Genomic DNA, 13,264 nt, shown 5'->3' on the forward strand with positions numbered 1-13,264 from the left:
GGTTGTTGAAGCGCTCTGCACGGGATAATTATCAATAAACACATGTAGATCGAGGCTGATTATGAAGAACATCGTTTTATGCTGTGCAGCGGGAATGTCAACCAGCATGCTGGTTCAACGTATGAAAGACGCCGCGCAGAAAAAAGGGGTTGAAGTCACCATTAAAGCCGTTCCGGTTGCCGAGTTTAAAGACAACATCGCGACGGCCGACATCGTATTGCTGGGGCCACAGGTTAAATACGAGCAGGCGAAACTTCAGGCGCAGGCCGAGCCGCTGGGTAAAAAGGTCGCGGTGATCGACATGATGGATTACGGCATGATGAAAGGCGATGCCGTACTGGAAAAAGCGCTCAAACTTCTGGAGTCATAATGGAAGACTTAGAAACCACGATCATGGAACTGCTGGTCAACGCAGGCGCGGCGCGTAGTGCGGCCCTGACGGCGTTACAGATGGCGCGTAAAGGTGAGTTTGACGAAGCAGAAAAAGCGATGGAAGAGTCGCGCGAATATGTGAAGCATGCGCACACGATCCAGACTCAGCTTATCGGTTTTGACGAAGGGACCGGGAAGCTTCCGGTTAACCTGATCACCGTCCACTCTCAGGATCACCTGATGAACGCGATGGTCATTCAGGATCTGGCGGGCGATATGATTGAGCTTTATCGTCGGATCCCGTTGGTAAACTGATAACCTACAGATGTAAAAAAACCCGCCGAGGCGGGTTTTTTATTGTCGGGTGGCCTGAGCTTACCCGACCTACGAGGCACATGCCCGGTAATATTCATCACCGGGCATCAACGATTACTCGTTGTCGGAACCGCCCAGACCTGCATTCAGCAGTTCTGCCAGGCTCGCGGATGCATCTTCAGCAGTCACCTGCGGTGCAGCTGGCAGTTCGCCCGCAGCACGACGACGCATACGATCCTGATGGTACGCATAACCGGTACCAGCTGGGATCAGACGACCCACGATGACGTTCTCTTTCAGACCGCGCAGTTCATCACGCTTACCAGCAACAGCGGCTTCGGTCAGGACACGAGTCGTTTCCTGGAACGATGCTGCAGAGATGAAGGACTCGGTTGCCAGAGACGCTTTGGTGATACCCAGCAGATCGCGCGAGAAGGTCGCACCGATTTTGCCGTTCGCTTCCAGATCGCGGTTAGCAATCTTGACGCGTGAGTATTCAACCTGCTCGCCTTCCAGGAACTCGGAGCTGCCTGCGTTTTCGATGGTTGCTTTACGCAGCATCTGACGAACGATAACTTCGATGTGCTTATCGTTAATCTTAACGCCCTGCAGACGGTAAACGTCCTGCACTTCGTTGGTGATGTAACGCGTTACCGCGTGTACGCCACGAAGACGCAGAATGTCGTGCGGCGCTTCTGGACCATCGGAAACCACGTCACCGCGTTCTACACGTTCACCTTCGAACACGTTGAGCTGACGCCATTTCGGAATCATCTCTTCGTACGGTTCGCTGCCATCTACTGGAGTGATAACCAGACGGCGTTTCCCTTTGGTCTCTTTACCGAAGGAGATGATACCGCTGATTTCAGCCAGGATTGCAGGCTCTTTCGGACGACGTGCTTCGAACAGATCCGCAACGCGTGGCAGACCACCGGTGATGTCCTTGGTACCGCTGGATTCCTGTGGAATACGCGCCAGAGCATCACCCGCACCGATCTGAATGCCATCTTCCAGCTGAACGATCGCTTTACCCGGCAGGAAGTACTGCGCAGGCATGTCGGTACCCGGGATCAGAACGTCGTTACCCTGAGCATCAACGATTTTCAGTGCAGGACGCAGATCTTTACCACCGGTAGTACGTTCAGCAGAATCCAGAACCACCAGAGAAGACAGACCGGTCAGCTCGTCGGTCTGACGAGTAATGGTCTGGCCGTCGATCATGTCAGTGAAGCGGATGAAACCACTTACTTCGGTGATAACCGGCATGGTGTGTGGATCCCAGTTTGCAACGGTTTCACCGCCGGCAACCTGCTCGCCATCACCTTTCGCCATAACCGCACCGTAAGGCACTTTATAGCTCTCTTTGGTACGACCGAATTCGTCGATCAGCTTCAGCTCGGTGTTACGAGAGGTCACAACCAGCTTGCCAGCGGAGTTAACAACAGACTTCGCGTTACTGAGCTTGATGCTACCTTTGTTTTTCACCTGGATGCTGGATTCAGCAGCCGCACGAGATGCCGCACCACCGATGTGGAACGTACGCATCGTCAGCTGTGTACCCGGCTCACCGATGGACTGTGCCGCGATAACGCCGATTGCTTCACCTTTGTTGATGATGTGGCCACGCGCCAGGTCACGACCGTAGCAGTGCGCACATACACCAAAGTCGGTGTCACAGGATACAACGGAACGTACTTTCACGGAGTCAACAGAGTTCGCTTCCAGCAGGTCACACCAGTGCTCGTGCAGCAGCGTGTTGCGTGGAACCAGAATGTCTGCAGTACCCGGCTTCAGAATGTCTTCCGCGGTTACACGACCCAGAACGCGATCGCGCAGTGGCTCTTTAACATCACCACCCTCGATAACCGGGGTCATGGTGATACCTTCGAGGGTGCCACAATCGTCTTCGGTCACAACCAGATCCTGCGCAACGTCAACCAGACGACGCGTCAGATAACCGGAGTTAGCTGTTTTCAGTGCGGTATCCGCCAGACCTTTACGAGCACCGTGCGTGGAGATGAAGTACTGGAGTACGTTCAGACCTTCACGGAAGTTCGCGGTGATTGGCGTTTCGATGATGGAGCCATCTGGCTTCGCCATCAGACCACGCATACCTGCCAGCTGACGAATCTGTGCTGCGGAACCACGCGCACCGGAGTCGGCCATCATGTAGATGCTGTTGAAGGAAACCTGCTGCTCTTCTACGCCGTCACGGTTAATCACGGTTTCGGTCTGCAGGTTATCCATCATCGCTTTGGATACACGATCGTTCGCCGCTGCCCAGATATCGATAACTTTGTTATAGCGTTCGCCCGCGGTAACCAGACCAGACTGGAACTGCTCCTGAATCTCAGCAACTTCGGCTTCCGCTTCAGAGATGATCTCGTGTTTCTTCTCTGGGATGACCATGTCATCGATACCAACAGATGCACCTGAACGCGCTGCATAAGCAAAGCCGGTATACATTGTCTGGTCAGCGAAGATAACGGTCGGCTTCAGACCCAGAATGCGGTAACAGGTGTTCAGCATTTTGGAGATCGCTTTCTTGCCCAGCGCCTGGTTGACGATGGAGAAAGGCAGACCTTTCGGTACGATCATCCACAGAATGGCACGGCCAACGGTCGTGTCTTTCAGGCTGGTTTTCGCAACGAATTCGCCGTTTTCATCTTTTTCGTATTCGGTGATACGCACTTTAACGCGCGCATGCAGAGAGGCCAGGCCAGCGCGATAAATACGCTCAGCTTCTTTCGGGCCAGTCAGCACCATGCCTTCGCCTTTGGCGTTAACACAGTCACGGGTCATGTAGTACAGACCCAATACAACGTCCTGAGAAGGAACGATGATAGGTTCACCGTTCGCTGGTGACAGGATGTTGTTGGTAGACATCATCAGCGCACGCGCTTCGAGCTGGGCTTCCAGCGTCAGCGGTACGTGAACAGCCATCTGGTCACCATCGAAGTCGGCGTTATATGCCGCACAAACCAGCGGGTGCAGCTGGATAGCTTTACCTTCGATCAGGACTGGCTCAAATGCCTGGATACCCAAACGGTGCAGGGTTGGTGCACGGTTCAGCAGTACCGGGTGTTCGCGGATAACTTCGTCCAGGATATCCCAAACGACAGCTTCTTCACGCTCAACCATTTTCTTAGCGGCTTTGATGGTGGTGGCCAGGCCACGCAGTTCCAGCTTGCCGTAGATGAACGGTTTGAACAGCTCCAGTGCCATTTTCTTCGGCAGACCGCACTGATGCAGACGCAGGTATGGACCTACGGTGATTACAGAACGACCGGAGTAGTCAACACGCTTACCGAGCAGGTTCTGACGGAAACGACCCTGTTTACCTTTGATCATGTCGGCCAAAGATTTCAGAGGACGCTTGTTAGAACCCGTGATCGCACGACCGCGACGACCGTTATCCAGCAGGGCATCTACCGCTTCCTGCAGCATACGTTTTTCGTTGCGTACGATGATGTCCGGCGCAGCCAGATCCAGCAGACGTTTCAGACGGTTGTTACGGTTGATAACGCGACGATACAGATCGTTCAGATCGGACGTTGCGAAACGACCACCATCCAGCGGAACCAGTGGACGCAGATCTGGCGGCAGAACCGGCAGAACGGTCAGGATCATCCACTCTGGTTTGTTACCAGACTGAACGAACGCTTCCAGCAGTTTGATACGCTTGGTCAGCTTTTTACGTTTGGTTTCGGAGTTGGTTTCGTTCAGCTCTTCACGCAGCTGCTCGCACTCTTGCTCCAGATCCATGCTCTTCAGCAGGGCCTGAATAGCTTCCGCACCCATCTTCGCATCGAATTCGTCACCGAACTCTTCCAGCGCGTCCAGATACTGCTCTTCAGTCAGGATCTGATGACGTTCCAGGTTCGTCATCCCGCCTTCGATAACCACATAAGATTCGAAGTACAGAACGCGTTCGATATCGCGCAGCGGCATATCCAGCAGCAGACCGATACGGGACGGCAGAGATTTCAGGAACCAGATGTGAGCGGTCGGAGACGCCAGCTCGATGTGGCCCATGCGCTCACGACGCACTTTAGTCTGGGTCACTTCAACGCCGCACTTCTCACAGATCACACCACGGTGTTTCAGGCGCTTGTACTTACCGCACAGGCACTCGTAATCTTTTACTGGCCCGAAAATACGCGCACAGAAAAGGCCGTCACGCTCAGGTTTGAACGTACGGTAGTTGATGGTTTCCGGCTTTTTAACTTCACCGAATGACCATGAACGGATCATGTCTGGCGAAGCCAGAGCAATTTTGATCGCATCAAACTCTTCGGTTTTAGTCTGCGCTTTCAGAAACTTTAATAAATCTTTCACGGATTTGCTCCCGTCGGAGTTAGCACAATCTGGTGCCGGGGGTTAACCCGGCACCAGTGACCTGTTTGAGCGAGAATTACTCGTCTTCCAGTTCGATGTTGATACCCAGCGAACGAATCTCTTTCAACAGTACGTTGAAGGACTCTGGCATGCCCGGCTCCATCTGATGGTTGCCGTCCACGATGTTTTTATACATCTTGGTACGACCGTTCACGTCATCAGACTTAACGGTGAGCATTTCCTGCAGGGTGTATGCCGCGCCGTATGCTTCCAGCGCCCACACTTCCATCTCCCCGAAGCGCTGACCACCGAACTGTGCCTTACCACCCAGCGGCTGCTGAGTAACCAGGCTGTAAGAACCGGTAGAACGAGCGTGCATCTTGTCGTCGACCAGGTGGTTCAGTTTCAGCATGTACATGTAACCTACGGTTACCGGACGCTCGAACTGTTCACCGGTACGGCCGTCAAACAGCGTAATCTGACCAGACGTTGGCAGACCACCCAGTTGCAGCAGCTCTTTAATTTCAGCTTCTTTCGCACCATCGAAGACCGGCGTTGCGATTGGCATACCTTTTTTCAGGTTCTCAGCCAGGCGCAGCACTTCTTCATCACTGAAGGTATTCAGGTCGACTTTCTGACGAACGTCGGTACCCAGATCGTAGGCACGCTGGATGAATTCGCGCAGTTTCGCGACTTCTTCCTGCTGCTTCAGCATGGCGTTAATCTTGTCGCCGATACCTTTCGCAGCCATACCCAGGTGAGTTTCCAGGATCTGACCGATGTTCATACGAGACGGTACGCCCAGCGGGTTCAGTACGATATCTACCGGCGTACCGTTAGCATCGTGCGGCATATCTTCGATCGGGTTGATCTTAGAGATAACACCCTTGTTACCGTGACGACCTGCCATCTTATCACCAGGCTGGATCTGACGTTTAACGGCCAGATACACCTTAACAATCTTCAGCACGCCTGGTGCCAGATCGTCGCCCTGAGTGATTTTGCGGCGTTTCGCTTCGAGTTTTTTCTCGAACTCGTGTTTCAGTTCGTCATACTGCTCAGCCAGCTGTTCCAGCTGATTTTGTTTCTCTTCGTCGGTCAGGCCCAGTTCCAGCCAGCGATCGCGTGGCAGTTTGTCGAGCTTCTCAGCTTCAACGCCACCGGCAACCAGCACCGCATAGATACGGCTGAACAGACCCGCTTCGAGGATCTGCAGTTCTTCAGACAGGTCTTTCTTAGCCTGTTTGAGCTGCATCTCTTCGATTTCCAGCGCACGCTTATCTTTCTCAACGCCGTCACGGGTGAAGACCTGAACATCGATAACTGTACCGGAAACACCGTTTGGTACGCGCAGAGAAGAGTCTTTAACGTCAGACGCTTTCTCACCGAAGATTGCACGCAGCAGTTTCTCTTCTGGCGTCAGCTGGGTTTCACCTTTAGGCGTAACCTTACCAACCAGAATATCGCCGCCAGTCACTTCCGCACCGATGTAAACGATACCGGACTCATCCAGTTTGGAGAGCGCAGCTTCACCCACGTTAGGGATGTCAGCGGTGATCTCTTCTGGCCCCAGCTTGGTGTCACGGGACACACATGCCAGTTCCTGAATGTGGATGGTGGTGAAACGATCTTCCTGAACCACACGCTCGGAGACGAGGATGGAGTCTTCGAAGTTGTAACCGTTCCACGGCATGAACGCTACGCGCATGTTCTGACCGAGCGCCAGTTCACCGAGGTCGGTGGACGGACCGTCTGCCAGCACGTCGCCGCGCTCAACTGGCTCACCCAGAGATACGCAAGGCATCTGGTTGATACAGGTGTTCTGGTTAGAACGGGTGTATTTGGTCAGGTTATAAATGTCGATACCAGCTTCGCCCGGATACATCTCGTCTTCGTTAACTTTGATAACGATACGGGATGCATCGACGTACTGAACAGTACCGCCACGTTTAGCAACCGCAGTAACACCGGAGTCAACGGCAACAGCACGTTCCATACCGGTACCAACCAGCGGCTTATCAGCGCGCAGAGTTGGAACGGCCTGACGTTGCATGTTCGCACCCATCAATGCACGGTTGGCGTCATCGTGTTCCAGGAACGGGATCAGGGACGCACCGACGGATACCACCTGCTGGGTGGATACGTCCATGTAGTCAACCTGGTCGCGGCTGAACAAGCTGGATTCGCCTTTGCTACGGCAGGTAACCAGATCTTCTACAAAGTGGCCTTCGTCATCCAGGTTGGAGTTCGCCTGAGCGATAACGTAGTTGCCTTCTTCGATAGCAGACAGGTAGTGAATTTCGTCGGTTACAACACCGTCGGTCACTTTACGGTACGGGGTCTCGAGGAAACCGTATTCGTTAGTCTGTGCGTACACGGACAGGGAGTTGATCAGACCGATGTTTGGACCTTCAGGCGTTTCGATTGGACATACGCGACCGTAGTGCGTCGGGTGTACGTCTCGAACTTCAAAGCCTGCGCGTTCACGGGTCAGACCGCCTGGGCCGAGTGCAGAGATACGACGTTTGTGCGTAATCTCAGACAGCGGGTTGTTCTGGTCCATGAACTGAGACAGCTGGCTTGAACCGAAGAACTCTTTCACTGCTGCAGAAATCGGCTTGGCGTTGATCATATCCTGAGGCATCAGGGTATCCAGATCACCCAGAGACAGACGCTCTTTCACCGCACGCTCTACACGTACCAGGCCAACGCGGAATTGGTTTTCCGCCATTTCGCCTACGGAACGGATACGACGGTTGCCGAGGTGGTCGATATCGTCCACTTCGCCTTTACCGTTACGGATATCGATGAGCTTCTTCATCACTTCGATGATGTCGTCTTTGCTCAGGATACCGGAACCTTCGATTTCGTCGCGCAGCAGAGAACGGTTGAACTTCATACGACCAACCGCGGACAGATCGTAGCGGTCTTCGGAGAAGAACAGGTTCTCGAACAGGCTTTCCGCCGCTTCGCGAGTTGGTGGCTCACCAGGACGCATCATGCGGTAGATTTCTACCAGCGCGCTCAGACGATCGGTGGTTGGGTCGACGCGAATAGTCTCAGAGATATACGCACCGTGGTCCAGATCGTTGGTGAACAGCGTTTCGATACGTTTGTGGCCAGACTGGCTCAGCTTAGCCAGCAGATCCAGGCTCAGCTCCATGTTCGCTGGGCAGATCAGCTCACCCGTTGATTCATCAACGTAATCTTTCGCGGCTACTTTTCCTGCAATGTACTCAACCGGAACTTCGATGAGTTTGATATCATCTTTTTCCAGCTGGCGGATGTGGCGCGCGGTGATACGGCGACCTTTTTCCACATACACTTTGCCGTCGGCTTCGATGTCGAACGACGCGGTCTCACCACGCAGACGTTCCGGCACCAGCTCCATCTGCAGCTTGTTGTCGCGGATTTCAAAGATCACTTTCTCAAAGAACAGGTCCAGGATCTGTTCAGTGGTGTATTGCAGCGCACGCAGAATGATGGTTGCAGGCAGCTTACGACGACGGTCGATACGGACAAACAGGTTGTCTTTCGGATCGAACTCGAAGTCCAGCCATGAACCACGGTAAGGAATGATGCGTGCGTTATACAGTACTTTACCGGAAGAGTGTGTTTTACCTTTATCGCTGTCGAAGAAGACGCCCGGGCTACGATGCAGCTGGGAAACGATAACACGCTCAGTACCGTTGATAACGAAAGTACCGTTGTCTGTCATGAGTGGAATTTCACCCATGTAGACTTCTTGTTCTTTAATGTCTTTTACGGTGCCTTCCGGCGCTTCGCGCTCGTAGATCACCAGACGCAGTTTTACGCGCAGCGGTGCGGAATAGGTCACGCCACGGATCTGACATTCCTGAACGTCAAACACCGGTTCGCCAAGGCGGTAGCTGACGTACTGCAGCTCGGAGTTACCGCTGTAGCTCTGAATCGGGAACACGGAGCGGAAGGCTGCTTCCAGACCGTACTGCCCTTCAGGATCTTGCTCGATAAACTTCTGGAACGAGTCAAGCTGGATAGAAAGGAGATATGGAATGTCCAGAACTTGTGGACGTTTACCAAAATCCTTACGAATACGTTTTTTCTCGGTATAGGAGTAAACCATAGGGTTCCTCAGCTCGCTGACAAGTCGACCCATCTGTCCGACGAAGGGACAGTTTGTGCAACACCATTTTGTGGACCGGAAAATTGAATACTTTCCGCAATACCTGTTGCTATCACGCTTAAATCATTTCGTCGCGATTTACACAGAGCGAGCACCCTGTCGCAATATATTAAGTCGTCGATAGAAACATGCATTGTCAGGACAATCAGCAGTCAAACAGTGTGAAATGCTACTGATGCCTTACAGCGCAAAAAGGCTGGTGACTAAAAAGTCACCAGCCATCAGCCTAATTACTTAGGCTGCAACCAGAAAAGTTGGCTTATTTAACTTCAACTTCAGCGCCAGCTTCTTCCAGAGATTTTTTCAGTGCTTCTGCGTCGTCTTTGCTCACGCCTTCTTTCAGCGCAGCTGGAGCAGATTCTACCAGGTCTTTAGCTTCTTTCAGACCCAGGCCAGTTGCGCCACGTACTGCTTTGATAACAGCAACTTTGTTAGCGCCAGCAGCTTTCAGAATTACGTCGAATTCAGTTTTTTCTTCAGCAGCTTCAGCCGGGCCCGCAGCTACAGCTACAGCAGCAGCAGCAGAAACACCGAATTTTTCTTCCATTGCAGAAATCAGTTCTACAACGTCCATTACGGACATAGCTGCAACTGCTTCAATGATTTGATCTTTAGTGATAGACATTTAAATTGTTCCTGAAAATCAGAATAAGTTTATACGTAAGCAAATGCTTTATAAAGATAACTGCGATTAAGCAGCTTCTTTTGCATCGCGAACAGCAGCCAGAGTGCGAACCAGTTTGCCAGCCGAAGCTTCTTTCATGGTTGCCATCAGGCGTGCAATTGCTTCTTCGTAGGTCGGCAGGGTTGCCAGGCGATCGATGTTCGATGCCGTGATCAACTCACCTTCAAAGGCTGCAGCTTTGACCTCAAATTTTGCATTCGCTTTCGCGAACTCTTTGAACAGACGAGCAGCAGCGCCCGGGTGTTCCATAGAGTATGCAATCAGGGTCGGACCAACAAACGTGTCTTTCAGGCACTCGAACTGAGTACCTTCAACTACGCGACGCAGCAGGGTGTTACGAACAACACGCATGTATACGCCAGCTTCACGACCTGCTTTACGCAGTTCAGTCATTTTGTCTACAGTAACGCCACGGGAATCCGCAACTACTGCAGACAGCGCGCCTTTGGCTACTTCGCTGACTTCAGCAACAATCGCTTGTTTGTCTTGAAGATTTAAAGCCATTAGCTTTGCTCCTGGATGTTTGCCGGAACTCATGTTCCGGAACTCACTTCACTCTTCCCAACGGAAAGAGCGTCTTAATACGGTGAGCAGAAACAAGCCAGAGTATCCAAAAATAATCTTAGCGTTCTGTCACCGTCTACGCAGGGGATTAAGTCTCTTGCGAAACACCTGCGGTCTTCGACGGAGGCCTGGATTAGGCCAGGCTCCAACGAACAAATCTTTTAGCCGCTAACTTTCGTTAGCAAACGTGGGGGTAAGATTGTAGACAAAATCACCGCCCACGTAAAGGCATTAGTTTGCAGCAGCGCTCAGGCCAGCCTGGTCAACTGCAACACCTGCACCCATGGTGGTGGAGATGCTAACTTTCTTGATGTACACGCCTTTCGCCTGAGTTGGTTTTGCTTTTTTCAGCGCAACCAGCAGAGCTTCCAGGTTTTCTTTCAGTTTGTCAGCGTCAAAGTCCACTTTACCGATGGTGGTGTGGATGATGCCGTTTTTGTCGTTACGATAACGAACCTGACCTGCTTTAGCGTTCTTAACCGCTTCAGCAACGTTAGGAGTTACAGTACCAACTTTCGGGTTTGGCATCAGGCCGCGTGGACCCAGAACCTGGCCCAGCTGGCCAACAACGCGCATTGCATCTGGAGAAGCAATAACAACGTCAAAGTTCATTTCGCCTTTCTTGATCTGATCAGCCAGATCTTCCATACCTACCAGTTCAGCACCGGCAGCTTTAGCAGCTTCAGCGTTTGCACCCTGAGCAAATACAGCTACGCGAACGGAACGGCCAGTACCGTGTGGCAGTACAGTTGCGCCACGAACGTTCTGATCGGATTTACGAGCGTCGATGCCGAGGTTAACGGCAACGTCAACGCTTTCAACGAACTTAGCAGTTGCCAGTTCTTTCAGCAGAGCGATAGCTTCGTTGATGTCGTACTGTTTGGTCGCATCAACTTTGTCACGGATCACGGACATGCGCTTGGTCAGTTTAGCCATTTCTTAGTCCTCCACTACCAGGCCCATGGAACGTGCAGTACCTTCGATTGAGCGAGTCATCGCTTCAATGTCGGCACCAGTCATGTCGGCAGCTTTGGTCTGCGCGATTTCCTGCAGCTGAGCGCGGGAAATTTTACCCACTTTGTCTTTGTTCGGTTTACCGGAACCAGATTTGATACCAGCCGCTTTCTTCAGCAGAACTGCTGCTGGAGGGGTTTTGGTAACGAAAGTGAAAGAACGGTCAGCGTAAACAGTGATTACGACTGGGATTGGCAGACCTTTTTCCAGGGATTCGGTTTTGGCGTTGAACGCTTTACAGAATTCCATGATGTTCACACCCTGCTGACCCAGAGCTGGACCAACTGGTGGACTTGGGTTCGCCATACCAGCTGCAACCTGCAGCTTGACGTAGGCTTGTACTTTCTTAGCCATTCTAAAATCCTCTGATTGGGTAATAGCGCCTCAGGAAGGCTCCCCGTGAATAAAAATTCGTTTTACGGGCCGGGGCCCATAAAAACAAAAGGCGCGAAATTGTATTCCAATCTCGCGCCCTGTGCAACGATTAAATCGCCGCTTTTTTGATCGCTGCTTAGGCTTTTTCGACCTGCGCAAAGTCCAGTTCTACCGGGGTCGCACGACCGAAGATAGAAACAGAAACTTTCAGGCGGGACTTCTCGTAGTCCACTTCTTCAACCACACCGTTAAAGTCAGCAAACGGACCGTCGCTAACACGAACCATTTCACCCGGTTCAAACAGCGTTTTCGGACGCGGCTTATCACCCACCTGCTGCAGGCGGTTCATAATCGCATCAACTTCTTTGTCGCTGATTGGCGCCGGACGGTCAGACGTGCCGCCGATAAAGCCCATCACGCGCGGTACGCTGCGCACCAGGTGCCAGCTCGCGTCGTTCATCACCATCTGAACCAGCACGTAACCCGGGAAGAATTTACGCTCGCTTTTGCGACGTTGGCCGCCACGGATCTCAACCACTTCTTCGGTCGGAACCATAACTTCGCCAAATAACTCTTCCATGTTGTGTAATTTGATATGCTCACGCAGCGACGTTGCTACGCGGCCTTCAAAACCGGAAAACGCCTGAACGACGTACCAACGCTTTTTAGGGGCTTCAGACATCTTAGAACCTCAGGCCAGTAATAAAGGAAACCAGGCGAACCAGAATACCATCCAGTCCCCACAGGATCAGTGACATTACCGCAGTCACTGCAGCCACGATCAGCGTGGTGTGCAATGTTTCCTGGCGAGTCGGCCAAATGACCTTGCGGACTTCGGTACGTGCTTCGCGAGCGAAAGCAACGGTTGCTTTACCCTTAGTCGTCAACAGCGCGACACCGCCCGCTGCAGCAATCAGAATCACCACTGCCAGCGCGCGGAGCGGCAGCATCATGTCACGATAAAGATAGTTGCCAACGATTGCCACAATCAGCAGCACGGCAACAGCGACCCACTTCATCGCTTCCAGGCCGCGCCCGCTCCCTTGAGCTTCGGTATTCGCACTCATAAACCAACCTGTCAGAAGAATTCTACAAATAATTTCACCCCGCGATTGCGAGGCGAGCCAAATCGAAACGCTAATCCCTTAATGGATTATACGCTCTCTGCAGAGCCTGTCTCAGCAATGATTATGACAAAAATAATCACTGATGAGCCAGGTTCTGATGTGAAAGCGTGCAAAAAGGGCATCAAATGATGCCCTTTTCATGCGCATTGCGTCAAATGTTATCAGCGATTAGCCGAGAACTTTAGCAACCACGCCCGCGCCAACGGTACGGCCACCTTCACGGATTGCGAAACGCAGACCGTCGTCCATCGCGATTGGGTGGATCAGAGTCACAACCATCTTGATGTTGTCGCCTGGCATTACCATCTC

The 13,264-nt window shown here is 52.4% G+C and carries 10 protein-coding genes and 1 pseudogene; 2 read left to right on the forward strand and 9 right to left on the reverse strand.

Going from position 1 to position 13,264, the window contains the following annotated elements; all coding sequences use genetic code 11:
- Window positions 1-61: 61 nt before the first annotated feature.
- Both DFO52_RS22355 and DFO52_RS22360 read left to right on the forward strand, forming a co-directional pair.
- Window positions 62-370, forward strand: a complete 309-nt coding sequence (locus tag DFO52_RS22355) for a PTS sugar transporter subunit IIB (RefSeq protein ID WP_023334100.1) — start codon at window positions 62-64, stop codon at window positions 368-370.
- Window positions 370-687 (forward strand): PTS lactose/cellobiose transporter subunit IIA, encoded by a 318-nt coding sequence (locus DFO52_RS22360; RefSeq protein WP_033146992.1) that lies wholly within the window; start codon window positions 370-372, stop codon window positions 685-687. Before DFO52_RS22355 ends, DFO52_RS22360 begins: the two co-directional genes overlap by 1 nt.
- A gap of 114 nt (window positions 688-801) precedes the next feature.
- Here DFO52_RS22360 and rpoC read toward each other — a convergent pair whose 3' ends face one another.
- The 9 genes and pseudogenes from rpoC to tuf all read right to left on the reverse strand — a co-directional run.
- Window positions 802-5,025, reverse strand: a complete 4,224-nt coding sequence (gene rpoC, locus DFO52_RS22365) for a DNA-directed RNA polymerase subunit beta' (protein WP_029741888.1) — start codon at window positions 5,023-5,025, stop codon at window positions 802-804.
- A gap of 76 nt (window positions 5,026-5,101) precedes the next feature.
- Window positions 5,102-9,130 carry a DNA-directed RNA polymerase subunit beta gene (gene rpoB, locus DFO52_RS22370; protein ID WP_023334099.1) on the reverse strand — a complete coding sequence of 1,343 codons (4,029 nt, stop codon included), beginning with the start codon at window positions 9,128-9,130 and terminating at the stop codon, window positions 5,102-5,104.
- A 319-nt stretch (window positions 9,131-9,449) separates the two neighbouring features.
- Window positions 9,450-9,815, reverse strand: coding sequence for a 50S ribosomal protein L7/L12 (rplL, locus tag DFO52_RS22375; RefSeq protein WP_006176746.1), 366 nt, complete (start codon window positions 9,813-9,815; stop codon window positions 9,450-9,452).
- Window positions 9,816-9,881: 66 nt separating this feature from the next.
- Window positions 9,882-10,379: a 50S ribosomal protein L10 gene (gene rplJ / locus DFO52_RS22380; protein WP_005132895.1), complete on the reverse strand. Its 498-nt coding sequence runs from the start codon at window positions 10,377-10,379 to the stop codon at window positions 9,882-9,884.
- Window positions 10,380-10,670: 291 nt separating this feature from the next.
- On the reverse strand, window positions 10,671-11,375 hold the full coding sequence (gene rplA, locus DFO52_RS22385; protein WP_006810530.1) for a 50S ribosomal protein L1: 705 nt from the start codon (window positions 11,373-11,375) through the stop codon (window positions 10,671-10,673).
- Window positions 11,376-11,378: 3 nt separating this feature from the next.
- Window positions 11,379-11,807: a 50S ribosomal protein L11 gene (gene rplK / locus DFO52_RS22390; RefSeq protein WP_008503452.1), complete on the reverse strand. Its 429-nt coding sequence runs from the start codon at window positions 11,805-11,807 to the stop codon at window positions 11,379-11,381.
- A gap of 157 nt (window positions 11,808-11,964) precedes the next feature.
- On the reverse strand, window positions 11,965-12,510 hold the full coding sequence (gene nusG, locus DFO52_RS22395; protein ID WP_002438628.1) for a transcription termination/antitermination protein NusG: 546 nt from the start codon (window positions 12,508-12,510) through the stop codon (window positions 11,965-11,967).
- Window position 12,511: 1 nt separating this feature from the next.
- The gene (secE, locus tag DFO52_RS22400) at window positions 12,512-12,895 is read right to left on the reverse strand and encodes a preprotein translocase subunit SecE (protein ID WP_014068449.1); all 384 of its coding nucleotides are present in this window, start codon (window positions 12,893-12,895) and stop codon (window positions 12,512-12,514) included.
- 228 nt (window positions 12,896-13,123) lie between these two features.
- Window positions 13,124-13,264: pseudogene (tuf, locus tag DFO52_RS22405) on the reverse strand (elongation factor Tu); the annotation flags it as partial.

The sequence above is a fragment of the Enterobacter sp. AG326 genome (assembly GCF_004362415.1).
In the GTDB taxonomy this organism is placed as follows: Bacteria; Pseudomonadota; Gammaproteobacteria; order Enterobacterales; family Enterobacteriaceae; genus Enterobacter; species Enterobacter asburiae.

Coding starts and splice junctions, on each gene's coding strand:
- DFO52_RS22355 (WP_023334100.1), top strand. CDS start 62: ATGAAGAACATCGTTTTATGCTGTGCAGCGGGAATGTCAACCAGCATG.
- DFO52_RS22360 (WP_033146992.1), top strand. CDS start 370: ATGGAAGACTTAGAAACCACGATCATGGAACTGCTGGTCAACGCAGGC.
- rpoB (WP_023334099.1), bottom strand. CDS start 9,130: ATGGTTTACTCCTATACCGAGAAAAAACGTATTCGTAAGGATTTTGGT.
- rplL (WP_006176746.1), bottom strand. CDS start 9,815: ATGTCTATCACTAAAGATCAAATCATTGAAGCAGTTGCAGCTATGTCC.
- rplJ (WP_005132895.1), bottom strand. CDS start 10,379: ATGGCTTTAAATCTTCAAGACAAACAAGCGATTGTTGCTGAAGTCAGC.
- rplA (WP_006810530.1), bottom strand. CDS start 11,375: ATGGCTAAACTGACCAAGCGCATGTCCGTGATCCGTGACAAAGTTGAT.
- rplK (WP_008503452.1), bottom strand. CDS start 11,807: ATGGCTAAGAAAGTACAAGCCTACGTCAAGCTGCAGGTTGCAGCTGGT.
- nusG (WP_002438628.1), bottom strand. CDS start 12,510: ATGTCTGAAGCCCCTAAAAAGCGTTGGTACGTCGTTCAGGCGTTTTCC.
- secE (WP_014068449.1), bottom strand. CDS start 12,895: ATGAGTGCGAATACCGAAGCTCAAGGGAGCGGGCGCGGCCTGGAAGCG.